Here is a 21,533-nt window from a genome sequence, read left to right as displayed (position 1 = left end):
ATTTAGAGCGCTACAGCCGGTACCATATGCGCGCTATTGTCACAATGAACTTCCTCTTGATGTGCTGCAGACAGGCTATCCTTGTTATATTTGGGAAATCATCGCCCTGTATCTTTCTGTAGAAGCTTGCCGCATCGCTGTGCATGGTGCCGTGGTAGTCGTGAAGCTCATCGTAGATGACATCTCCGGCGCGCGAGCCGTCTCGGTAGACGGCATACAGCAGTCCGCTCTTCTGGCCCACGATGACCCAGAAGTAGCCTTTCTTCACTCCCTTCCCCTTGGAGTTCTTCTCCGGGACAAGTATCTTGAAGTAGGTCTCGTCCGAAGCGATGTAGTCGTCGCTGAGCACCGCCTTGCGTATGGCCTTGTAGAAGTTTTCCAACGTCTCCGCCGCCCTGCCCAAAAGAAAGCCGGCTGTCGGCTTCTTCAGGTTGAAGCCCTAGTCTTCAAAATAATGGATGATCCGCTCCACCGGCATGGCGTACATATAGCGCAACTGAAGAAGTCCGGCGACAAAGGACGAGGTGTAATTGGAGTTCATAAATACAGCCGGTGGGGTCTTTGGCTCAAACACCTTGCCGTCCTGCGTGAAGCGGTGCAGCCTGTAGATTACTTTCTTGAAGTGGCCCGGTACATAGACGTATCTCGTACAGGTCTGATAGTCCGGCGTGCCGTCCCCCTTCATCTTTTCCAGCGGATGCGCCTTGAGCTTGTCGAAGGACGGGGCGTCCGGATAAACATCCTTGTATTCCACCTCGCACTCCTCATGGACGTCTCTCTTGGCGCCGTTGTTGCCACGGGCCTTCCGGCGGATGCTCCTGGCCTCGTCAAGGACTTTCTTTTCCTCATCTGTAAGCTGCGGCTTCTCCACCTGTTGCTCGTTTTCCTTTTCGAGGAGCTTCCCAAGGCCCTTGATGGTGTTGTTGGCCTTCCTGAGAGTCTTCTCCTTTGCGCCTTTCTCCTCCTGCAGGGCTTTGATGATGGCGGTAAGTTCGGCGACCTTGGCCAACAGCTCGTTTACCCGCCCTGTAAGAGCAGACACTTGGCTGTTGGTGTCCTTCAGCCGGTCCAGCAAAGATGCTATGATTTCGTCCTTTATCATAGTACAAAGGTACTAAATTTATCTGACAATCAAGCATATTTTGGCGATTATTTTGCAGATTATTTTACTGTATATCAAATAGTTATATCTACTCTAAACTTCAATCTTAAATCTCTTTCGGTATCTCGCAGACCGGAGCGAAACACCCTGCATGATCAGAGAAAACGTCTTCCAGGGCATTCTGTAGCCCCCAGCGGCCTCGTCGAACTTGGGTATCTCGAAGGTGCCTTTCTCAAGGCGTTTCTGGTAAAGGACAAAGCCATCAGTGTCCCAGCGAAGCAGCTTGACGCTCTGATGGTTCTTGCCATAAAAGATGAAAACGCTGCCCGTAAGGGGCGACATCTTCATCTCTGAGCGCACGAGTTTGTACAGCCCGTTGATACCCTTGCGCATGTCCACCGGATGTTGGCACATGTAATACACTGTTGATTCTGAAAGTCCGAACATAGCAGTTACTTTAATGCGTTCAACACTGCCGTGATGATGCCGGCATCACAACGGGAAACCGACACCAAAGTTCCGTTGGGTAGTTGGATTGTGACGTCCGCACGGTCGACGTCGGAATGTGGGCTGTCTGCCGTAAATGGTACAAACACTTCGCAATTCTGATGCTCAGTAGCTTTCAGAACAGCATCACGGATGGACTTGACCGATTGGCCGATATCCTCAATGTAATGATGCATGCCTGAGACACTGACGTCGTTTAACCGGCAATAAGCCGATAGGTTCAGCTTGGGATTCTTGATAAGAGCCTGCTTGTATCGTTCAAGCAGACTCTTGTACTTGTCTTTGCTTACCATACTCATAATAATTTGTGCGCGCAAAGGTACGGACTTTTAAGCGAGGCTGAAATACGGTAATGCCGAGACGCTTACGATGAACTCTGAGAAGAAAAAGGGGCTTAACATAATATATTTGCATATTTCGTTGGAAATCAGTAACTTTACTGAATAATTATAATGTTAATCCATAAAGATAATGACTGTTAAGAGAGGTGAAAATAATAAGCTAATAGCTAAGCTTCAGCGTAAGTTGGAAGCTCGGGAAAAGGAGATTGCAAAATTGAAAGCAGGACGTAAGGCTGACAAAAAGCAGATAAAGAACTTACAACGTGAGAACAATAAAAAAAGACAAGACGGTAACTCTGACAAGGAGCCAAAGCAGATTACTTTCAGAACTATTAGGGGATTCAAGTTCAAGTAATTCGTAGTCAGCCTCGCTACCCGCCTGAGGACAAGGGTCAAGGTCTCTGGTGTCCGCTCCATAAGGTCAATCCTAGATATCGTCAACGAATCTTTCCATGGGGAGCTGTTCGATGAGACTCCCAGCCACCAAACGATAGAGGATTGGTGTGAGAAAGCGGGTCTGGATGTATGCACCGGGGCAAAAGACCTGTTCAAGAACGAAGAGTATGTAAGCATTGTGGATGAGAGCATATCTGTAGGCAAGCAGAAGTGCTGTTGGAGCTTGCTGCTCCTGCCAAACACCCCGGCAGGCCGTTGAAGCAATCCGATGTAAGTATAGTGAGTATGACAGTCAGCCCCTCATGGAACACAGAAGCGACAAAGCAACAAATGGACAAGACGCACAAGCGCATAGGGAATGGCCCTAAATACTCCGTCACCGACAACGGATATAACTTGTGCGGTGCATGCCGGCAATTGGGCATAACGCACCACCGTGACATCAGCCACACTTTTGGAGTGATACTGAAGAAGCACTACGGTAACTGCATTAACTTCAAGAAACTTACAGAAATAATGGAGAAGAACAGACTGAAATACCACTTGACGAACAAGGCCATATTCCTGCCACCAAAGCAAAGGGCGATTGCAAGGTTTATGAACTGTTCCCAGTGGATTGGATGGGCAAAGAACACGGTTGGCAAGTACGACACGCTAACATCGGAAGGAAAGGAAGCATGCAAGTTCGCGAAAGAATACGAGAGCCTTATTACGGAGTTGGACGCGGTCATTGAGTGCATGGCATATGTAGAGAAAAGGTGCAAGCAGGATGGATTGAGCAAGAACTTGGCATATTTTCTTCAATGGTACATTGCGAGAACCCTTGTCACTGCAAATGGTGCCACGCACAGAATGAGAATGACGGGCATAGACATGTACGAGTACTTGCGTGACGAATGCAAAGTTCTGAAAACAGATAAAGACTTGCATATAATATCTTCAGACATAATAGAGTCGTGTTTCGGAACGTTCAAGGCAACCAAATCGCCAGACAAATTATGCGGCATTACAAAGCATGTGCTGATCTTGCCTCTGGCTATGCTGTTCACTTCGAGACAAAAGCGTTTGGAGTTTGACTTCAAGGCCGCTATGGAAAATGTGCATTACAAGGATTTGAGGGAGTGGAAAGACTTAAACCTATACGGAAATCCAGCAATGGAACGAAGGGATATCCTCCGAAAAGCTTAATGATTAATGAATATCCGCAATCATCCAAATTAGCAAAGTTTACACTGCCTGGACAATCCTTGGTATAAAAATTGTGGGCTTATATTTGACTATTGGAAAGGAATGATTATGAACTTGACTGATTTCTATGAAGTTTATCCTGACGAGGAAGCCTGTGAGCACGCTCTCAGGGAATTTCGTGAATGCCATACTCTTTATTGTCCGGAATGTGGCGGCTTGCACCTCAGTTGGAATCCGAGCCATAAGTCTTGGACATGTATGGATTGCGGTCATGAGGTTACCCTCCGTTCCGGCACAGTGATGCAAGGCTGTAAACTGCCAATTTTCGATTGGTTCGTGGCAATGTTTCTGATAGTAAGTACGAAGCGGGCCATATCCGCCTTGGAGGTACAGCGCCAGCTTGGAAGGGAACGCTACCAACCCGTCTGGGAAATGCTGCATAAGCTGCGTGACGTGATGGGCAAGCGTGACAGCCTCTACAAGCTGTTTGACCAGGTGGAACTTGATGAAGGATTCTTCTCCACGGAGACGCCTGAGAGTGAAAAATGACTTCCTCTCAAGCGTGGACATGGGAGCCAACGGAAGACGGCCGTGCTTGTCACGGCGGAACGTTCTGTTCCTACAAACACACCAATGAAGAAGTACAGCACCGGGAACGGGTCGGTCATATCAAGATGGAAGTCATACCGGACTTGAAGGCGGCTACGGAGGAAGACAGAATAAAGAATTTCATAGATGCCGGAGCTGATGCCACCACAGATGCCACGAAGTCTTACGCGGCACTTACAGCGAACAAAATTGTCGCTAAGCATAAAGCATATGAGATGAAGGACAAGACCATGATCGGCAAGGTGCTTCCATGGGTACACATATCCATAAGCAATGTAAAGAGGAGTATCCTTAACACGTATCACGATGTCAAAGCAGATTTCCTGCAGCTCTATCTCAATGAGTTCTGCTATAAGTTCAACCGAAGATATTTCGGATTTCACCTGTTCGACAGGCTTGAACTTTGCGCATGCACTTATAGGACGAGTTTCAAGCATAGAATCTACTGATTTGGATGATTGCGGATATTCATATAATGATTTGTAGTCAAAAACTTGACACTCTACTTTCAAACACTATACCGTCATGGGCTTGTTACGAGTCCGTGGCGGTTGTTGCGTATAAAATGTACATGATATAATTAGAAAACAAGTTGTAGATCCACTGTTCTCAAGCTACCCGATTAGAAATGTGCTTTCAAGGATTGGTAACCTCTGGTCGTTGCTGGTACTGTTGACCCTATAAAGCAGTTCGCAGCCCATGCGCTTCCGCGATCTCTGTAAGGCGATACCCGATGTGTCGCAAAAGATGCTGACATCGACACTGCGTGAATTGGAAGCTGATGATCTTATCAAGCGAACTATCTATCCGGAAGTGCCATCTCGCGTGGAATATGAACTGACGAAGCGCGGGTTGTCGCTCATCCCTCTTCTCAACCAACTTGTAGATTGGTCGTTGGAGAATATGGATGCCATTATCAATCACAGAAAGAAATTTGCATTGTAAGCATGATACTCAATACTGGAGGACGGACTGATATGGTGAATAATTTCTCGGAGTGGCTGTTGAACCACTTATGGGAAGGCTATGCCTTTAGCCGTAATCCATTCTACCATGATGTGGTTAACCGGACAGAACTTTCGCCGGAAACCATTGACGTGGTAGAGTTCTGCAGCAAGAACTATCGTCCGATTATGCCACGGCTGCATGAGATTACCGGCCGGTTCAACTGCCACTTCCACTACACCATTACCGCCTATGGGAAGGACATAGAGCCAGACGTACCCGGCATTGACGAGAGTATCGAGACCCTGAAAGAACTGTCGGCTCAGGTCGGCAAAGAGAAAATCATTTGGCGGTATGACCCAGTGCTGCTGACCGCTAAATACGCCATTGAACGGCATTTCGAGACTTTCGACAATATGGCCAGGCGGCTTGCGCCATACGTTGACCGCTGCCTTTTCAGTTTTGTAGTGTGGTATAAGAAGTTGCACATGCCGGAACTGCTGCCGATTTCGGAACAACAGAAAGACATGATTGCAAAGGGATTGGGCGAGATTGCCGCCAAGCACCATTTGTATATTCAGACATGTGGTACGGAGGAGAGTTATGAGCAATACGGCATCCATAACAGTGGCTGCATGACACGGGCAATCTACGAGCATTCACTTAGCCTTCACTTCAAGAAGGTAGCTGAGAAAGGCAACCGTCCCGGCTGCAGGTGCATGGAGAGTCGTGGACTTGGCGACTACAACACCTGCATCAACGGTTGCCGGTACTGCTATGCCAACTACGACCATGTGAAGGCAAAGGAGAATTACGCTCTTCACGACCCACATTCTCCCTTGATGATAGGTCATCTATTGCACACTGACAAGATTGTCCCTCTGCATCAGGAAAGCTACCTCGACAAAGAGCCCAGGTTGTTCTAACCGTCTATCGCCGCCACTTAGCCTGCTGACTCTGCTCGTCGTCCACATCATTCACGTTCATGCCGTGTCCGACTTCATTTTCACGATTAGCATCCTTAGATCCAGCCTGGCTGTCCATCATATTACTGATATTAGGATTAGAACCTGGGAGAGATGAATGCCGTGGCTTCTCTGCCTTTGGCTGATGAGTGCTAACGTGTTTGACAATGCCTCTTGACTCCAAGTAGTTGTCATGGAGCTGACGAACAACAGACTCTCGCAGGTTGATGGTATCTCCGTTCCATGAAACCGTTCCTCGATGAATGCGCGTACCAAATTGGCGATAAAGGACGCGGTTGATGTCTGCTGTTGTAAGCTTCGGGTTGTCGGCAAGCAGGTCGTCGATAGTCTGCTCAATCTTGGCAAAGCGAGTGGCTGCATCCTCGAACTGGAGCAGCTCTTTGATGCTTAGAAACTCTCCACCTTTATAGACGGTCTTGTTCTTGTGGTCGACAACAATGTAACCGTAAGGCGTGTCGGGCTTGCCTACAAACACCAGACTGATGCCGAACTTGCGTTTCATGTGAGCTGCAAGTTCTTCCTTGTTGGCAGACAGGTTGCGATACTTTTGCAGGATGGCACGCAGCTGTTGGCGTCGTCTGTTGTCGGGGCGGTTCTCTTTATTAGCATGACGAAGAATCTCTTGGAGTGACAGCTTTCCTTGACACGTGCTGTTCTTATAGAAGCTGACGGAATAATCCTGCTCATCTTCCTTACAGTCATAGCCCATGCTTTCAAGGATGGCGTAGAACTGAGCCTTGGAAGTATAACGGTAAGAAAGAGCCTCGTTCCAGACTTCGGTGTTGGCGGTTTCGGACGTTGACTGCTGACCATCTATGATCTGTCCTGCTTGCTGTGAGTGATATTCCTGCATGATACGCTCACACACTTCACGGCTACGCCTTTTCTCAAACTTGTCGGATATGCGATGACCATCCGGTGCGACGCGGCTGGTGATGATATGGATATGATTGTTCGGTGTGTCACGATGGGCATAGGCCAAAAGCGGTTGCCCTTCCTCCGCATAACCCATTTCCTTGAGGTAGCGATGAGCGATGTCAAGCAGCTGCTCATATGAGTATTCATTTCCCTTGCAGCTGACAGCCACATGGAACTGGGTGTTCTGTATTCGGGTGTTACGGGCAGAGTACAACTCGAAATACCCACGAAGATTGTCAGCAGTATAAGCTTCCGGCCGGAGTCCAATGTTCTCTGCCTCTATAAGCGATGCCTGTCCTTTCTCGACCTTTTTCTCGTTATAGGCGATGGCGTGGAAAGTAGTGGATGATGGGAGAATGGTGATGATCATCGTTTGTTTTCAATTTGCGCGTGGACTTTGTCAAGTTCGGCTTTCAGCTGTCGAATGATGGAGATAGCCTCCTTTGTTTTTGGTAATAAGACGTTCGAGAAATAGTCGGGCGACAATTCACCGGCGATGGCCAGCTCGTTGGCACGGTGCATACTTTGGTTGAAGTTGCCGCCCAACCAGGAAAGCTGCTGTTGAAAAGTTTTGTAAAAAGAAATCAGTGTGTTCATTGAATTGACTTGTCCTCTCACGCCCTTGTCGTCCAAGAGCCGGACGGCATCCCGCACCATAGCACTGGCGTTTCCGCCATAGTTTCCTGCTTTCTTTTGGAAGAGCTGCAGCTCCTCCTGTGTCAGTCTGAATTTAAAGATGATAGTTCTTCCTTCTTTCATGATGATTGGATTTCAAATGATAAAATTGGGAGTTGCGACCTCATTTTCCCCCTGCTCCAGCAGGCAAGTGAGACTTTTGACGCAACATCGGCCTTAGCCGGTGTTGTGGACACAAAGTCACAACTTGCTACTCCCAATTGACTGCCGTAGCGGTGGTAAAGCCGATCAACAGGGCGTAAATGCCGATTTTCAAGTAGATAAGTGTCGTTGTTCATGTAGATGTGCTTCAATTTACAAATAATATGGTCATGTTCCTCAAACGGATATGCCGTTTTGCCTGCAAAGTCAGCTATTCTCGTTTTTCCGCAGACTCAGTATTTTCCTGGCTCGAACTATGCGATTGCAAAGTCTTATCATGTGCTTAGTGTAATCATGTGATAAGTCTGCTCAGTCTTATCACGTGATAACTGTGATAACTCTGCAAAGTATGAGCACATGATAACTGTGCAAACACTGAGCACGTGATAAATGTGCAAAGTCTAATCACGTGATAAATGTGCAAACACTAAGCACGTGATAAATATGCCAACACTTTGCATGTGATAACAATGATAATTGTGCAAAGTCTTATCTTGTGATAACCATGCAAAGTGTCATCACATGATTATACTAATCAATCGGTCAGAGTTAGAGGCTCGGGGTTCACAGGGCAATCACCGTGCATTCCCAAGCCTCATGGTATTGTCTTACAGATTATGCGCATGATATTTTGTCAAGAAATCTACATTAATGAACACCCCGTTCTGGCTATAGCCGTGCGTGAAGATGTTCTTGCATTTCACGTTACTGGAAGCGAAAGACAGGAGTTCTTTAGGTGTCTGACTTGCCACATAGGCATCATCCACCATCCATCCATTTGCAACCCCTCCCTCAAAGCGGAGGTAGAGGATGTAATCGCCCGAAGTGATTTTGATGTCCCTGCAAAGTATCGGGTTGCGTTTCGTCGCAATCTTAACTTTTCGGCATGCGACCTTGGCGAAGCACTCTTGCAGGAAGTCGTTACGATGGTCGGTAGTGTCGAAAGGCATGTTAGCGGTTACATCTTTCCCTGCATGTTCATTACGAGGAGCATGCTCTTTGTGCAATGGCGACAGGATCAACGTAATGTTCTCCATTCCGACTTGAAGTTCCTCTTCCAACTGCTTGCAGAACAATGCTACCAACAAGCAGTGGAAAGGGGTCTCGATGGACTTGTCAACAATGGTGAGCTTGCAGTCCTTCTGCTCTGAAAAGACGTTGCGGAAAAGAGCCCAGTGCTCTGGTGACTTAGAAATGATGCTGGGCAGAAACGACTGCGTGGTGGTGTCCTCTCTGAAGAAGACGTTGAAAGTTAGGATTGCTTTTTGAAGATTTGGAGCAGTATATGTAGTCATAAAAATTGTGTTTGTGTTGTTGTGACAGATTGAATATTATTGCATATTTATTGAAAATAGATGGTCGAATACTTGTGTAATTCAAATATTATTCGTATATTTGCATAAAAATAAGGAGATTACAAACATCATCATTCACCCTTAAACAGAATTCATCATGTTCGCACTCATCTTCCTCTACGGCCTTATCATCTCTGTGATACTTGGTGCTGTCATTCTCGTACTGAAGATTATCGGTTTCCTCCTGATGTCTATTGTCACGGCATTGGGCTTCTTCCTCCATTGGTTGGGTGGGAAGATATACCGGAGTATATTTCCTCGCAGGGAAAGGGTATGTCGGAATTAACCTGTTCATGTTTTTGTCTTGAGATTGTAGGAGGGGCATTCCATCACGGAGTGTCCCTCCTGTTGTTTAACTTATAGTCATCGTATGAAATCTATTGTTTCTTGGCATCTGCTTTGAGATGGAGCAGATAGTCGTTCAGGTCGTTGTGCCCCTCAAACATAAAGGAGAGGTCAACGGTGCGAGGTGCATAGAGGCCGAGTATGGTCTCCGTCGCTTTCCGTCCTGCCTGGTCGTTGTCGAGGTAGGTGAAGATGCGCTCTACATGTGTCATTTCCCTCAGTGCCTTTCCGAGATTGTTGACAGAGTTGAGAATGATATAGTGCGTCGAGCCATAGGCTGGCAGCCGCAGCTTGCCCATAGCTTGCAGGACACGGAAGGAGAGGAAGTCGAAGAAGCCCTCAAAGACGTGGCAGCAGGAGGTGTTCAGTTCAGCGACCTTTTCACCTTCGAGGACGGTGATGTCCTTTCGCCCCATGCATCCCTTAAAGTACGGGTTGCGAAGCTCATAGCCGCCGGAGCTGTTGGGGAAAGCAATCGTGAAGTAACGCCGTCCGTATATCTCGTAGCTGATCTCCTTGCAATAGCATTTGGCCACTTCGGATGAAATGCCGCGACGACGGGCATAGTCGAGGAGAGCCTGGCTCTCCAATGGCTTCTTGACGACGTTTTTCATCGTACACTGAGGCTCACGCGGCTGGGCTGGGCGAGAAAAGTACACGATGGTGGAAGGTGCCTTGTCCTGAAGTCGACGCAGCACCATGGACACGTCGTTGGTGTTGTACACTCTTTTGGCGAGCGAGATGATGCCGCCGCCCGCGCCTTCACCAAAGTCATACCACATGTTAATTTCCATGTTCACCTTGAACGATGGCTTTGTCTCATTACGGAAAGGAGACACATACCAGAATTTTCTGCCCTTCTGGGTGACAGGGCGATGCCCCAGCCATGAGAGAAACTCCACGATGCTGAGACGGGTTGCTTGGTCGATGTTCATAAACGTATTGTTATTGGTTTACATTGATTTATTCTTATATACCCGCGGACTAAACCAAACCACTATTCCCCTTGATGTGGAAGTCTGGGTTGTAGCTGTAGTCACGGTCGGTCTTAACAATGGCTCCGCTGTTTTGCAAGAACTTGATAATATTGATGATGGTGTTCCGTCCACGCTGATAGCCAATACTCTCATACCCCTTTCTGACTGCCTCTACGAGTTGTGCGTAAGACATCTGACTGGCCTCCTTGAACGCTGCCTCCAATGCCTCTCGGTGCTGCTCTTCGGAAAGTTGCTTATAGGACAAGTATTTGGAAGCCGACTTTTGCGCCTGGTAGTTCTCAATGAGGTGGGGCAGCGAGTCGTCGCCTATCTCGAAGGCAAACGGCGTGAACTCCTGGTCACGGATGTGCATGGCCTTCACCTCACTCATCTTCTCATTGTCTATCTTCTTAGTGATTTGCAGGATGGTCTCGGCCTTGTTGTTCAGCTCCGTGCCGATATGCCCTCTTGTGTTGTCGTCGGCTTTGTTCAGGTGGAGGACAGTATGGATGTGCAGGTTGTAAAAGCTTGACCACCTCATCAAGTCGTTGATGACATCCAGCGACTCGCTCGGACTGTTGATGTCGCGCAACAGGTCACGGATGCCGTCTATCACGACCAGTCCGTAGTCACTCCGCTTGGCAAGGGTACAGTCTATGATCGTCCTGCGCTGTACGGGAGAGAACTCCCTCAGTACAAGGAAGTCGATGTCCTCACACTCGCTGTCAACTGGCAAACCGGCCAACCGAAGGATGCGTTGCAGCACCTTGTGGCAATGCGGACGGCTCTGCTCCGTGTCAACATACAGTATGCGCTTCTTCTCAGCAGGAAGGCAGGTGGTGTAGCAGAGCACTTCCTTACCAGACAGTGCAGAGGCGACAATGGCAGAGACATTGAAGGTCTTCTTGCTCTTGGGCTTTCCCGTAGAGGCACTGAAGTTTCCGACAGTGGCGATGGTCGTGCCTTTCACTTTCACGATCTGGGGCGGGAATGGGTATTTCTCGGTCACGTTCAGTCTGACGTATTGAAGAATCTCTTGGATGTTGTCTGAGGTGATATTCTCAACCACATTGAAGAATTCCGGCTTCATATCCATCCTCAATTCGACTTGCGGTTCAACATATAGGCGTTAGCTGCAATTTCAGCCTGTCTCTCTATTTCCTCGGTAGATGAGACGCGTGTCGAGCGGACCCAGTCATTCAGTTCCTCGCGTGCGAAAAAGACATTCTTCCCGTTTGGTTTGTATGAAGGGACCTCGCGCTTTTCCGCCATCTTGTACATTCGGCTCTTCGAAAAGCCAAGATAGTTGGCAGCCTCTTCCACACAAAGGAATTCCTTTGACGTATAAAGCAGCTTCTCAAGGTGCTGGTAGCTTTCGATGAGTTTCTCAAGACCGTCGAACTTCACTAAGAACTGCTCGAACCGGTCTATCTTCTTCAGCATCGTGCCGACTTTCTCACTTTCGAACATTTCCTGGGCTTCCGCCAGAACTTGCATGGTAGAGAGGACTTGTTTGTTCATCTTCTTTCTTTGCTTAATTTTTGGTGTGATTAATATTTTATCGATTGCAAAGATAGAAGCAGAGAATGATAAATTAGAGAAAAAGGGTTAGTATCAACTTCATTATGAATGTTAATACTAACCTTTTATTGTCAGATGTTAACTTTTTAGTTGAACAGATAGTATTTCTTGATTCGTTTCACGATGCCCTCCATGACATTTTGAAAAGGCGCTTTTTCTTTTTCGCATGTTACGGAATACAATGCCGGCGAGATGTCCTTGGCCGTCAACGGTGTGATTCCATCTCGTTTGTAGAACATCCTTGTGTCCTCGATGACCTTTTGCCAGTTGCGGCAGATGTAGTTCTCCCGTCTCAGGAGATGGAAGAAATAGGAGAGCCGCCTTGTGTTCTGCACGACCAAAGGCAGCTGAAGAGTACCGCCAAACAACTGAGCCAGAGTACAAGGATTGACAGGCCTCATGAATACCTTTGCGATGTTGAGCCCCTCGGCAATGATGCCAAAAGCATCATTTGACAAATGGCATTCAAAAGGGTTGCTTACGGTTAGTGCGGTTACATCATTTCTGTCATCCATGGAAGGCTGGCCAAAGAATGGTCGTTTGTAGACTTCGGTTTCAGGAGCTTCGGTTTTCAGCTCAGTCCAGAGGTTGTCGTAGTCGTCGCGAGAATTACTGGTGGACAGATACTTGCCGACAAGGTCCCTTCGCCTTTTCAGAAGGAAGCTGATGGAGTTCAAGTTCCTCGCATGCTCGTTCTTGCAGGTTGCGTCAGTTGCATCAAGATGCTTGTGACTGGAGAGGAATTGTTCGACGAAGAGGTCATAACTGTGGTTCTTGACAATGACCTCATAATAATAATGATGGTGCAAGTGTTCCAGGAATAGCATCAACCCGTCCTTACCGCAATAAGGACGGGCATTGCATTCTGGAGGTGTTCCGAAGAAGACTTCTCTTTTCATCTTCATTATCCATTTATAAAAAAATTAAACATACCCCACAGCTGCGTGCCATGGGGGAGGAATATCGTCAATCTGATTCAGATAATTCCTTGAATGTTTTAGCAATGTCCAACAGTTTTTTGTCAAGTATAGTTTCGTCTCTTATAATTTTGCCAGTATGGGATTTTAGAGTACATGCATTAGGTTTCTTTCCATTCACGGAGAAGCACTCACTGGTTGTCAACCACAGTTTGTCGTTGGGACGTTTGAATGCATGGTAAACCAAGTAGCCCAAAAGGCATTGCATGGCAATCCACTGTATAGGCTTGCGTCTTGTGTTACTTGCAAAGATACGACAAAATTGCTGAAAGGAAGTGGTTTTGCTTATATATTCTCCGTTTTTCAGTACAAAATATAAGTATTCTTTGCTTTTTTGAGTAGTTTTGCAAGAATAATACAAATATCGGTTCTCAGGTTCCAACAAGGGCTTGAAGTCAACGTCCGGGTAAAGACGGATGACGTTGTTGATTTTTTCCATCCTCTCACGTGGAATATAGGCATGACGGATATTTCCGTCCGAACATGACCATTGCTGCTCAAAGAGCACCCATTTCTTACGAGGAGACAAGTGCATGAGCGTGCCGACGGCATAGGCGATTGCCTTCAGCTCGGTAAGGCTGGTCTTGCGCGTGGGCTGATACCTATTGGTCAACAGCTTTGCGTCAACCGCCCTTTGGAGAAAGGCAGCAGCTTTCTCATTGGCCAACCCGTCTGCAAGGAATAAGTACTGCCCTTTTTCCTTGCGCTTCCGGTTGCTGATGAAGCGGCGGAGCGTAGGGAGCAGGACAACAGCCTTGGAAATGGAAGAGGACACATTGAGGGGCATCACGCTACGGTGACGCTCCTGGTATTGCCGCAACTCAGGATAATCATACATCAGCTCTACCAGTTGGCCTACTATAGCGGAATCATCCTCCTTTATATAGGCATAGACCTCTGCAGTCCACTCGCCGAGGCTGGCAAGCTCATCATCCAGCATGGGATAGTAAGAGCCTGGCCTGAGCGCAGAGCAGCAGGCCAGCTCTTTCATCACCTTGTTGATGCACGCAATGTCATAGACTACTTTCTGCCTTGGCTTCATCGTCTTTCAGTTTTGGGATCAGGTCGATGGCATTCTGTTTCTTTTTGTCTACCACCTTGGCGTAAATCTCCGTAGTGGAAAGGTACCGGTGTCCAAGAAGCTTCGAGACGGTGTAGATGTCTGCACCGAGCGTGAGCATCATCACGGCAAACGTATGACGGCCGGAATGGAAGGTCACATCCTTGTGGATGCCAGCAGCAATGCACCAGCGTTTCAGCTCCAGCAGTGTCTGCGAAGAGTAGGAGAAGCCTGAGAAGACCTTTTCATCCTCGTCACCAGGATTGCCGAGAAGGTCATACGCCTGGGCGTTGATGTCAAGATATTCTTGGCATCCTGTCTTTTTCTGCTTGAAGATAATACGGTGGTAGTTCTCGAACTTGTGGATTTCTCCCCACGTCAACTTCTCTATGTCGCTCTTGCGTAGGCCGGTAAGGCACGAAAAGAGAAAGGCTGCACGCATCCATTCATACTTGCACGGAGTACGTGTCAGAGCCTTCAGTTCGTCCATGGTGAGGTACACACGCTCCACATCTTCTGCCTTGAAGCCTTGTACGCCTCTCAGTGGATTGATGGGAATGATTCGTTCCTCGTAAGCCTGGTTGATGCAAGCTCGCAGTTTATTGAAGTAGGACACCTTCGAGTTCTGTGACAAGCCACGGAAGAGGCCGTTGTCCTTGTTGCGCGTCCGCTTGTAGGTCTCCCGTTCCACAACGTCAAGGTAATCCTTAAACCCCTCTATCCATTCCTTGTCGATTTCCTTGAACGTCGTTGCCTCGTCACAATAGTGTTCCAGGTATTTGAGACAGCTGTGCCAATTGCCCCAATTACCTTTCGACTCCGTGGCATTGAACCTATTCTGGCACATCTGACGGAAATAACCGAGGAAGGGAGTGCTCTCGGCAAACCGTCTCGTGAAGGAATACTCGCCGTTTTGGAGCTCTATCTGTCTTTTTCCCTTGATGGCTTGCGCTGTGGCCAGCGTCTGCATGTTGAGTTCCTTGTCCTTCTTCGTCTTCTCGGGCACAAGGTACAACTTCAGGTACTCTTTCTTTCGTCTGCCATTGCGATAGACATCCAAGTACAGGCTGATGTTGCCATTGGCAAGCACTTTCTCGCGTAAGCGGACAGGCTCCTTGTTGATGCCACTGGCGGTCTTAGTCTTAGTGGTTCTTTTTGTTGCCATAATCAGTCTTCTTTATTTGATGAGTTATACAAATGTTATCAAAACTTAAATCAGGTTGATTTCTTGTCCCTCGCCCCAATTTTGTCCCACGGGGGACAAACTGGGGACAAAAATAGGCATTTCTTTTTGATAACAAGAGATAAAACGAAAAAATAAAGCTAACCGTTATAGATTTTTAAGAACCTATTAATCAGTGTTTTACGGCGTTATTTTATCTTTTCCTTGTATTTTCTTAGCAATCAATCACTTTCCGATGCAGAAGTGCTGGAAGATGTTGCCAAGCGTCTCTTCGGTTGTTATTTTTCCGCCCGTGATTTCAGCGAGGTTGTCAAGACATTGGCGGAGATCTTCGGCGACGAGATCAGAGCTGAGGCCTGTGGACATACCTTCTATGACACGAGTGATATCGGCGTGAGCGCGGAGCAGGGCTTCATAGTGCCGGGTGTTGGAGACAATAACCGTATCTTCGGAAATGTCGGGAATCTTCGCTTTTCCAAAGATAACCTCTTTGAGAAGGCTGATATGGGAGCCTTTCTTTGCGCTAATAGCGACCTCACCTTCGAAGAGTGGAGTAGGAGAGAGATCGGCTTTGTTGTGGACCACGATGAGGGCTTTGTCTGAAGCATTCTCAGCAGAGTGCAGACGGACATCATAACCAAGATGTAAAGATAAGTCTTTTATCTCATCCTCAGATGGCCGTGAGTCTATCACCCAAAGGATGACAGTGGCCTTGTTGATCTGCTCATACGCCCGTTTGATTCCTATTTTTTCGACTTTATCATCAGTCTGCCGGATCCCGGCAGTATCAATGAATCGGAAGGTAACGCCATTGATGTCTATGGTGCCATCAATTGTGTCGCGTGTAGTGCCATCAATATCACTAACAATCGCTTTGTCTTCATTCAGCAGTTGATTGAGCAATGTGGACTTACCGACGTTTGTCTTTCCAACAATAGCCACGGGAATACCCTTTTTCAAGGCTTGTCCCGTCTCAAAACTTTTGGCCAGCGTCGCGATTTTATTGTTAATTTTTTGCGCAAGGTCATAAAGTTTCTTCCGGTCAGCAAATTCGAGATCTTCATGGTCCGAGAAGTCGAGTTCCAGTTCCAGCAAGGAAGTGAGTTTCAGGAGCTGTTCGCGAAGTCTTGCGAGTTCAGAACTGAAATGTCCTTTCAACTGGCTCATGGCCATATCGTGCGATGCTTTGTTGTCAGCGGCTATAAGGTCAGCGACAGCCTCAGCCTGGCTCAAATCCATCTTTCCATTAAGGAAAGCGCGTAATGTAAACTCTCCTCTTCGAGCTTGGCGGCATCCTGAACGGATGAGTTCCTGTAGGATATTCCGTACAATATATGCGCTGCCGTGGCAGCTGATTTCTACGGCATCCTCTCCGGTATAAGAATGCGGAGCCCTCCAGACGGAGACAACCACATCGTCGATAACGTCCTGATTTTTCTCGTCCAGGTTGCTTTTCTCAGAATCAGGATGAGAGTCAGACGAGGGCAGGATTGTGCCATAATGGAGGCTGTTGGCTTTTGCGTCGATCAAGGAATTGTGTGACGCCGGATGAAAAATCTTTGCGGTGATGGCCAAAGCCTGTGGTCCGCTGACACGAACCACCGCAATAGCCCCACCGGTAGGAGTTGCAAGTGCGCAAATAGTATCTGAATAGGAATTCTGCATATATTTTGTTAAATTCTATCGAGGACCAAAGTGATGAGTCCATCAATATCGCCCTTATAGTTTGTCTCCATCTTCTTAGCCCGTCGGTTGGCTATCACCATACAGCAGGTCATCGCCTTGTGTCCCATGAGGGTAGCGAGTCCGGCGAGGGCAGAGGATTCCATTTCGAAGTTATTAACTTTCAAGCCATTATATTCAAAACTCTCAATTTTCTCATTAAGGTCTGGGACCATCAGAGGCAAGCGAAGGCGTCGTCCCTGTGGGCCAAAGAAGCCACCACATGCGATGGTGATGCCCTTCACCATATCGTTGGCGGCGATAGTATTGATTAGCTGCGGATCAGCAGTAGCCACATATGGGTTTCCCATTTTCAGGTTCCATCCGACATGCTCTTTGAAAGCCTTTTCGAGTTGTAGGTCAGAAGCCTCGTCGCGACCGGCATAGAAGTTGAGCAATCCGTCGAATCCGATGCTTTTCACGCTGGCGATGTAGGTTCCCGTCGGAGTGTTTGGCTGCAAGCCGCCACATGTTCCCACTCTGACGAGTGTCAGCGTTCGGTGTGCGGATTTTTCTGTACGTGAAGAGAAGTCAATGTTTGCGAGCGCATCCAGTTCATTCATGACAATGTCAATGTTGTCGCATCCGATGCCGGTGCTCAGTGCAGTGATTCGTTTTCCTTTGTAGTAGCCAGTGATGGTGTGGAATTCTCGATTGCTGGTCTCACACTCTTTTGTGTCGAAATGAGAGGCGACGAGATTGACACGTCCAGGATCGCCTACGAGGATCACTTTATCGGCGAGCTGCTCGGGTTTGAGATGGAGATGAAAGATAGAGCCGTCGGAGTTGATGACGAGCTCAGAATCAGGAAATATTGTCTTTGTCATGGTTGTCAAGGGTTTAAAGATACAATAACGACTGTCTACTAACTGTTGCCAGTTTACATTTACAGTTTACCAGTAACGTTTACTGTTATCAGTTTGTATTTTTTATCATGAACTGTTTGCAGCTATTGTTTGTTTTTCATTTCTGCCATTCTGATTTTTTTAGCCACGTTGTGCAGGTCAGTCAACTGCTGTCTCAAGCTGTTTTCCTTTTCGAGGATATTCTGTTTGAGTTCGCGTTGTCCTCGAGCGTAGAGGTTGCGTTTCTCGTCGAGGCTTTTTCGTGTGTTGTCGATCATGCTGCAGAGCTCCACCCATTGCCGGAAGAGGTTGCGTGCCAAAGGAGAGTTGAGTTGTTTTTCATCGGTGATAACCGTGTTGTCGTTGAGGACAAACGCTGTTCGGTTTTGTGTTGTGGTGGTTGTCGCGCGTGCCATCATCGCGTCGCGCCTTCTCAGTGCAGCATTCCGGTCGCCGAAGGTCCATGTATCAGCGATGCTGTGTATTTGCGCGAAGTGCTCCAGTTGTGTTGCAGAGAGGTTGTCAGCGGTGAAGTTTTTTCTCACCTGAGTGGGTACAAAGGTGTAGATACACACGCTGTCGGCGTGCTGATGTCTGTCGGTGACAAGCCATCCGAGCGTGTCGAGGTCATCGATAGCCAAGAGATAGTCGTTGGCCGTGGAGTTGAAGGGCAGTCCGTAGTTTTGCGGTTGTAGCCACTCATCCTTGTCGCTGTCGTATGAAGTCATGAAGATGTCTCTTCCGCCTATGGTGTTTGGTCCTGTTGCCGAGAAGAAGAGCGTGACACCGTCGGCGCAGAGGAAGGGAAAGTTTTGGTAGTGATAGTCCTCGTCGCTGATGTCGGCAAGAGACGACTGCTGGCTCCATTCTCCGCCTACCTTGGTCTGCATGTATAGCGCACTAGAAGTGCTGTCGCCCACGGCATAGAATCGTCGGTCGCCCAGTTCGGTTTCGTATTGAGCCAATACGTTGTTTCCGATTTTTCTTTTTACGGATAGTTTCCCCGCCTCCTCGTTGAGAGGAATATGTCTGAGGAAGTCGTTTTTACCAACGACCACGCTGTCGATGACCATCACTTTCGCCGTGGCGGGGAGCAGCGTGTTGAAGAGTAGCCTTCCGCCATTTCCGTTGTTCCTCATCGCAGCGGCCGCCTTTCCTTTCACCGCAGCGTTTCGTTTCTGAGCCCCCGCGGGCACAGCTACGAAGAGCAGTGCCGTGAGGATCCATGCCTGTATTTTCTTCATATTAAAACAGAATGTCTATTTAGCTTCTTTCAGATGCTTGTCCATGTTGGCGGCGGCGCGTCGTCCGTCACCCATGGCCAGTATGACCGTAGCTCCGCCGCGTACGATGTCTCCTCCGGCGTAGATGTCGGGTTGACTCGATCTCATTTCGTCGTTGACCACGATTGTATTTTTGCGTCCGAGTTCCAATCCTTGGATGCTCTTTGGCACCAGTGGGTTGGGCGAGACGCCTACCGCCACGATGACCTGGTCGCATTCGAGGGTTTCAATTTTCCCGGTAGGTACCGGGCGTCGTCTTCCGGAGGCGTCGGGCTCCCCGAGTTCCATGACGTCGAGCACAGCGGCGCGCACGCGTCCGTTTTCGTCAGCGAGATACTCCTTAGGGTTGTGTAGGGTGAGGAAGTGGATGCCCTCTTCCTTTGCGTGTTTCACCTCTTCGAGTCGTGCAGGCATCTCAGCCTCGGAGCGACGGTAAACGAGTGTCACGTTGGCACCGAGTCTTTTAGCCGTGCGGCAGGAGTCCATTGCCGTGTTGCCGCCGCCGACGACGATCACCTTTTTACCGATGTTGATAGGCGTATCGGTGTCGGGGTTAGCCGCATCCATGAGGTTGACGCGGGTGAGATATTCGTTGCTCGACATCACGTTGATATAGTTTTCACCGGGGATGTCCATGAAATTGGGCAGTCCGGCTCCTGAACCGACGAAAATGCCTCGGAATCCCTTTTCTTCCAAATCTTTCACCGTGATGGTTTTGCCCACGATGCAGTCGGTTTGGAAGTGCACGCCCATCTTTCTCAAGTTGTCGATTTCCACGTCAACGATGCGGTTGGGCAGTCGGAATTCTGGGATGCCATATTTCAGCACGCCTCCGATTTCGTGGAGAGCCTCGAAGACATAGACCTCGTAGCCTTTCTTCACCATGTCGCCAGCAAAGCTGAGTCCTGAGGGTCCTGATCCCACGACAGCCACCTTGATGCCGTTGGCGGGTGCCACCTCCGGCAGCACGCCACGTCCGCTCTCGCGCTCATAGTCAGCGGCGAAGCGCTCGAGATATCCGATGGCCACGGCGGGCTCTTTCATCTTCAGGTGTATGCACTGACTCTCGCACTGTTTCTCCTGAGGGCATACGCGGCCGCAGACGGCGGGCAGGGCAGAGGTCATCTTCAGCACGCGGGCAGCATCGAGGACGTGTCCGCGCTCGATGTTCTTGATAAACGAGGGGATGTTGATGTTCACGGGGCATCCCTCGACGCAGCTGGGTTTGCCGCAGTCGAGACAGCGTCGTGCCTCGCCCATGGCCATGTCGAGCGTCAGCCCTTTGTTGACCTCCTCGGTACGAGTGGTGGCGCGGTAGGCGGGGTCGAGTTCGGGCATTCTCACGCGCACGATTTGCTTGCGCTCCTTAGCTGTCATCTTTTTCCTTAGTTCCTCACGCCAAGGGGCGTTGCGGTCAACGAGGCTTTCCACGGGTTCCTTTCCGTCATTGGGCGAGGTTGCTACCGTTTCAGCCGTGTTGCAAGCCCCACAGTGTTTCGTTTCATCGACGTGGTGGAGGTGTTGCTCATAGTGTTCCATCTCCTCTTTTTCCACGCCTTTGAATGTCCCCATTCGCTTCATCATCTCATCCCAGTCGACGAGATCTCCGTCGAACTCTGGGCCGTCGATACACACAAACTTCGTCTTTCCGCCGATTGTCAGACGGCAGGCTCCGCACATACCGGTTCCGTCGACCATGATGGTGTTGAGCGATACATCGTTGGGTATACCATATTTATGAGCCAGCAGCGAGGTAAATTTCATCATCACCGGAGGCCCAATGGCAAGCACCTTGTCGACATGCTCGCGCTTGATGACCTCTTCCACGCCGACGGTGACCACGCCTTTCTCGCCGTAGGAGCCGTCGTCGGTCATGATGATGACCTCGTCACTGTATTTTTTTACGTCATCGACCATGATGACAAGATTCTTCGTTCGTCCGGCGAGCACCGAGACGACGCGGTTTCCGGCCTGTTTGAGTGCCGTGAGGATGGGCAGGATCGCTGCAATGCCGATGCCTCCCCCGGCGCAAACCACGGTGCCGTGTTTCTCAATCTTCGAAGCGTTGCCGAGCGGTCCCACGATATCTTGCACCTGGTCGCCGACATTGAGCTGGCATAGCTTGGTTGAGGACAGTCCCACCTCTTGCACGACGAGGGTGAGCGTGCCCTTGAGAGGGTCGGACTTTGCGATGGTGTAGGGCACACGCTCGCTGTCCTTATCCACGCGCACGATGATGAAGTGCCCGGGGCGGCAGCTGCGCGCGATGAGCGGTGCCTCTACCTCCAGGCAGAACACCTTTTCCGAGAATTGTGTTTTCTTAAGAATCTTGTTCATTTCAGTCTTTGTCTTTGGTCTATTCTTTTGTACAAAGAT

At 48.8% G+C, this 21,533-nt stretch carries 21 protein-coding genes and 2 pseudogenes; 6 read left to right on the top strand and 17 right to left on the bottom strand.

Going from position 1 to position 21,533, the window contains the following annotated elements; all coding sequences use genetic code 11:
• Window positions 1–10 precede the first annotated feature (10 nt).
• From FYJ73_RS03970 to FYJ73_RS03955, 4 genes are all read right to left on the bottom strand, one after another.
• The gene (locus tag FYJ73_RS03970) at window positions 11–430 is read right to left on the bottom strand and encodes an IS66 family transposase (protein WP_154533414.1); all 420 of its coding nucleotides are present in this window, start codon (window positions 428–430) and stop codon (window positions 11–13) included.
• Window positions 431–439: 9 nt separating this feature from the next.
• Window positions 440–1,102 (bottom strand): coiled-coil domain-containing protein, encoded by a 663-nt coding sequence (locus FYJ73_RS03965; RefSeq protein WP_154533413.1) that lies wholly within the window; start codon window positions 1,100–1,102, stop codon window positions 440–442.
• 93 nt (window positions 1,103–1,195) lie between these two features.
• Window positions 1,196–1,516: an IS66 family insertion sequence element accessory protein TnpB gene (tnpB, locus tag FYJ73_RS03960; RefSeq protein WP_235899213.1), complete on the bottom strand. Its 321-nt coding sequence runs from the start codon at window positions 1,514–1,516 to the stop codon at window positions 1,196–1,198.
• 38 nt (window positions 1,517–1,554) lie between these two features.
• Entirely contained in the window at window positions 1,555–1,902 is a 348-nt protein-coding gene (locus FYJ73_RS03955; protein ID WP_154533411.1) for a hypothetical protein, read from the bottom strand.
• A 178-nt stretch (window positions 1,903–2,080) separates the two neighbouring features.
• Here FYJ73_RS03955 and FYJ73_RS03950 point away from each other — a divergent pair, with 178 nt between their 5' ends.
• The 5 genes and pseudogenes from FYJ73_RS03950 (at window position 2,081) to FYJ73_RS03930 (ending at window position 6,014) form a co-directional block, all read left to right on the top strand.
• Window positions 2,081–2,305: a hypothetical protein gene (locus FYJ73_RS03950; RefSeq protein WP_154533410.1), complete on the top strand. Its 225-nt coding sequence runs from the start codon at window positions 2,081–2,083 to the stop codon at window positions 2,303–2,305.
• Between the two features lie 371 nt (window positions 2,306–2,676).
• Window positions 2,677–3,534: a hypothetical protein gene (locus FYJ73_RS03945; protein WP_235899212.1), complete on the top strand. Its 858-nt coding sequence runs from the start codon at window positions 2,677–2,679 to the stop codon at window positions 3,532–3,534.
• A 108-nt stretch (window positions 3,535–3,642) separates the two neighbouring features.
• Window positions 3,643–4,592, top strand: a pseudogene (locus tag FYJ73_RS03940) (IS1595 family transposase).
• Between the two features lie 127 nt (window positions 4,593–4,719).
• A pseudogene (locus FYJ73_RS03935) lies at window positions 4,720–5,088 on the top strand (winged helix-turn-helix transcriptional regulator).
• A gap of 2 nt (window positions 5,089–5,090) precedes the next feature.
• Window positions 5,091–6,014, top strand: coding sequence for a DUF1848 domain-containing protein (locus FYJ73_RS03930; protein ID WP_154533409.1), 924 nt, complete (start codon window positions 5,091–5,093; stop codon window positions 6,012–6,014).
• A gap of 4 nt (window positions 6,015–6,018) precedes the next feature.
• Here FYJ73_RS03930 and FYJ73_RS03925 read toward each other — a convergent pair whose 3' ends face one another.
• From FYJ73_RS03925 to FYJ73_RS03915, 3 genes are all read right to left on the bottom strand, one after another.
• Window positions 6,019–7,362 (bottom strand): relaxase/mobilization nuclease domain-containing protein, encoded by a 1,344-nt coding sequence (locus FYJ73_RS03925; protein ID WP_154533408.1) that lies wholly within the window; start codon window positions 7,360–7,362, stop codon window positions 6,019–6,021.
• Window positions 7,359–7,751 (bottom strand): hypothetical protein, encoded by a 393-nt coding sequence (locus FYJ73_RS03920; RefSeq protein ID WP_154533407.1) that lies wholly within the window; start codon window positions 7,749–7,751, stop codon window positions 7,359–7,361. The genes FYJ73_RS03925 and FYJ73_RS03920 overlap by 4 nt, the downstream gene beginning before the upstream one ends.
• 686 nt (window positions 7,752–8,437) lie before the next feature.
• A complete protein-coding gene (locus FYJ73_RS03915; RefSeq protein ID WP_154533406.1) occupies window positions 8,438–9,124 on the bottom strand; it encodes a hypothetical protein in 687 nt (228 codons plus the stop codon).
• A 157-nt stretch (window positions 9,125–9,281) separates the two neighbouring features.
• On the opposite strand from FYJ73_RS03915, the gene FYJ73_RS15680 reads away from it, so the two are divergent.
• Window positions 9,282–9,470, top strand: coding sequence for a hypothetical protein (locus FYJ73_RS15680; protein ID WP_206081676.1), 189 nt, complete (start codon window positions 9,282–9,284; stop codon window positions 9,468–9,470).
• 91 nt (window positions 9,471–9,561) lie between these two features.
• Here FYJ73_RS15680 and FYJ73_RS03905 read toward each other — a convergent pair whose 3' ends face one another.
• The 10 genes from FYJ73_RS03905 to FYJ73_RS03860 form a co-directional block, all read right to left on the bottom strand.
• Window positions 9,562–10,464, bottom strand: coding sequence for a toprim domain-containing protein (locus FYJ73_RS03905; RefSeq protein WP_154533404.1), 903 nt, complete (start codon window positions 10,462–10,464; stop codon window positions 9,562–9,564).
• Between the two features lie 49 nt (window positions 10,465–10,513).
• The gene (locus FYJ73_RS03900) at window positions 10,514–11,596 is read right to left on the bottom strand and encodes an AAA family ATPase (protein WP_154533403.1); all 1,083 of its coding nucleotides are present in this window, start codon (window positions 11,594–11,596) and stop codon (window positions 10,514–10,516) included.
• A gap of 8 nt (window positions 11,597–11,604) precedes the next feature.
• Complete coding sequence (locus FYJ73_RS03895) at window positions 11,605–12,027, bottom strand: excisionase family DNA-binding protein (protein ID WP_154533402.1); 423 nt, start codon at window positions 12,025–12,027, stop codon at window positions 11,605–11,607.
• A gap of 146 nt (window positions 12,028–12,173) precedes the next feature.
• Complete coding sequence (locus tag FYJ73_RS03890; RefSeq protein WP_154533401.1) at window positions 12,174–12,986, bottom strand: hypothetical protein; 813 nt, start codon at window positions 12,984–12,986, stop codon at window positions 12,174–12,176.
• A 67-nt stretch (window positions 12,987–13,053) separates the two neighbouring features.
• Window positions 13,054–14,106 carry a hypothetical protein gene (locus FYJ73_RS03885; RefSeq protein ID WP_154533400.1) on the bottom strand — a complete coding sequence of 351 codons (1,053 nt, stop codon included), beginning with the start codon at window positions 14,104–14,106 and terminating at the stop codon, window positions 13,054–13,056.
• On the bottom strand, window positions 14,078–15,289 hold the full coding sequence (locus FYJ73_RS03880; RefSeq protein WP_154533399.1) for a site-specific integrase: 1,212 nt from the start codon (window positions 15,287–15,289) through the stop codon (window positions 14,078–14,080). The genes FYJ73_RS03885 and FYJ73_RS03880 overlap by 29 nt, the downstream gene beginning before the upstream one ends.
• A 243-nt stretch (window positions 15,290–15,532) precedes the next feature.
• Window positions 15,533–16,972, bottom strand: a complete 1,440-nt coding sequence (gene mnmE / locus FYJ73_RS03875; RefSeq protein ID WP_154533398.1) for a tRNA uridine-5-carboxymethylaminomethyl(34) synthesis GTPase MnmE — start codon at window positions 16,970–16,972, stop codon at window positions 15,533–15,535.
• A gap of 8 nt (window positions 16,973–16,980) precedes the next feature.
• Window positions 16,981–17,856, bottom strand: coding sequence for a nucleoside phosphorylase (locus FYJ73_RS03870; RefSeq protein ID WP_154533397.1), 876 nt, complete (start codon window positions 17,854–17,856; stop codon window positions 16,981–16,983).
• A 122-nt stretch (window positions 17,857–17,978) separates the two neighbouring features.
• Window positions 17,979–19,118, bottom strand: coding sequence for a hypothetical protein (locus FYJ73_RS03865; protein WP_154533396.1), 1,140 nt, complete (start codon window positions 19,116–19,118; stop codon window positions 17,979–17,981).
• A 15-nt stretch (window positions 19,119–19,133) separates the two neighbouring features.
• Window positions 19,134–21,494, bottom strand: a complete 2,361-nt coding sequence (locus FYJ73_RS03860) for a bifunctional dihydroorotate dehydrogenase B NAD binding subunit/NADPH-dependent glutamate synthase (protein WP_154533395.1) — start codon at window positions 21,492–21,494, stop codon at window positions 19,134–19,136.
• Window positions 21,495–21,533 lie beyond the last annotated feature (39 nt).

It is taken from the genome of Hallella mizrahii (assembly GCF_009695775.1).
Lineage (GTDB): Bacteria > Bacteroidota > Bacteroidia > Bacteroidales > Bacteroidaceae > Prevotella > Prevotella mizrahii.
The sequence above is the reverse complement of the archived record's forward strand: the minus strand, read 5'-3'. Positions and strand labels throughout refer to the sequence as shown.

Bases quoted from the DNA above. Each gene is read 5' to 3' on its own strand.
- FYJ73_RS03965 (WP_154533413.1), bottom strand. From the start codon at position 1,102: ATGATAAAGGACGAAATCATAGCATCTTTGCTGGACCGGCTGAAGGAC.
- tnpB (WP_235899213.1), bottom strand. From the start codon at position 1,516: ATGTGCCAACATCCGGTGGACATGCGCAAGGGTATCAACGGGCTGTAC.
- FYJ73_RS03955 (WP_154533411.1), bottom strand. From the start codon at position 1,902: ATGGTAAGCAAAGACAAGTACAAGAGTCTGCTTGAACGATACAAGCAG.
- FYJ73_RS03950 (WP_154533410.1), top strand. From the start codon at position 2,081: ATGACTGTTAAGAGAGGTGAAAATAATAAGCTAATAGCTAAGCTTCAG.
- FYJ73_RS03945 (WP_235899212.1), top strand. From the start codon at position 2,677: ATGGACAAGACGCACAAGCGCATAGGGAATGGCCCTAAATACTCCGTC.
- FYJ73_RS03930 (WP_154533409.1), top strand. From the start codon at position 5,091: ATGATACTCAATACTGGAGGACGGACTGATATGGTGAATAATTTCTCG.
- FYJ73_RS03925 (WP_154533408.1), bottom strand. From the start codon at position 7,362: ATGATCATCACCATTCTCCCATCATCCACTACTTTCCACGCCATCGCC.
- FYJ73_RS03920 (WP_154533407.1), bottom strand. From the start codon at position 7,751: ATGAAAGAAGGAAGAACTATCATCTTTAAATTCAGACTGACACAGGAG.
- FYJ73_RS03915 (WP_154533406.1), bottom strand. From the start codon at position 9,124: ATGACTACATATACTGCTCCAAATCTTCAAAAAGCAATCCTAACTTTC.
- FYJ73_RS15680 (WP_206081676.1), top strand. From the start codon at position 9,282: ATGTTCGCACTCATCTTCCTCTACGGCCTTATCATCTCTGTGATACTT.
- FYJ73_RS03905 (WP_154533404.1), bottom strand. From the start codon at position 10,464: ATGAACATCGACCAAGCAACCCGTCTCAGCATCGTGGAGTTTCTCTCA.
- FYJ73_RS03900 (WP_154533403.1), bottom strand. From the start codon at position 11,596: ATGAAGCCGGAATTCTTCAATGTGGTTGAGAATATCACCTCAGACAAC.
- FYJ73_RS03895 (WP_154533402.1), bottom strand. From the start codon at position 12,027: ATGAACAAACAAGTCCTCTCTACCATGCAAGTTCTGGCGGAAGCCCAG.
- FYJ73_RS03890 (WP_154533401.1), bottom strand. From the start codon at position 12,986: ATGAAAAGAGAAGTCTTCTTCGGAACACCTCCAGAATGCAATGCCCGT.
- FYJ73_RS03885 (WP_154533400.1), bottom strand. From the start codon at position 14,106: ATGAAGCCAAGGCAGAAAGTAGTCTATGACATTGCGTGCATCAACAAG.
- FYJ73_RS03880 (WP_154533399.1), bottom strand. From the start codon at position 15,289: ATGGCAACAAAAAGAACCACTAAGACTAAGACCGCCAGTGGCATCAAC.
- mnmE (WP_154533398.1), bottom strand. From the start codon at position 16,972: ATGCAGAATTCCTATTCAGATACTATTTGCGCACTTGCAACTCCTACC.
- FYJ73_RS03870 (WP_154533397.1), bottom strand. From the start codon at position 17,856: ATGACAAAGACAATATTTCCTGATTCTGAGCTCGTCATCAACTCCGAC.
- FYJ73_RS03865 (WP_154533396.1), bottom strand. From the start codon at position 19,118: ATGAAGAAAATACAGGCATGGATCCTCACGGCACTGCTCTTCGTAGCT.
- FYJ73_RS03860 (WP_154533395.1), bottom strand. From the start codon at position 21,494: ATGAACAAGATTCTTAAGAAAACACAATTCTCGGAAAAGGTGTTCTGC.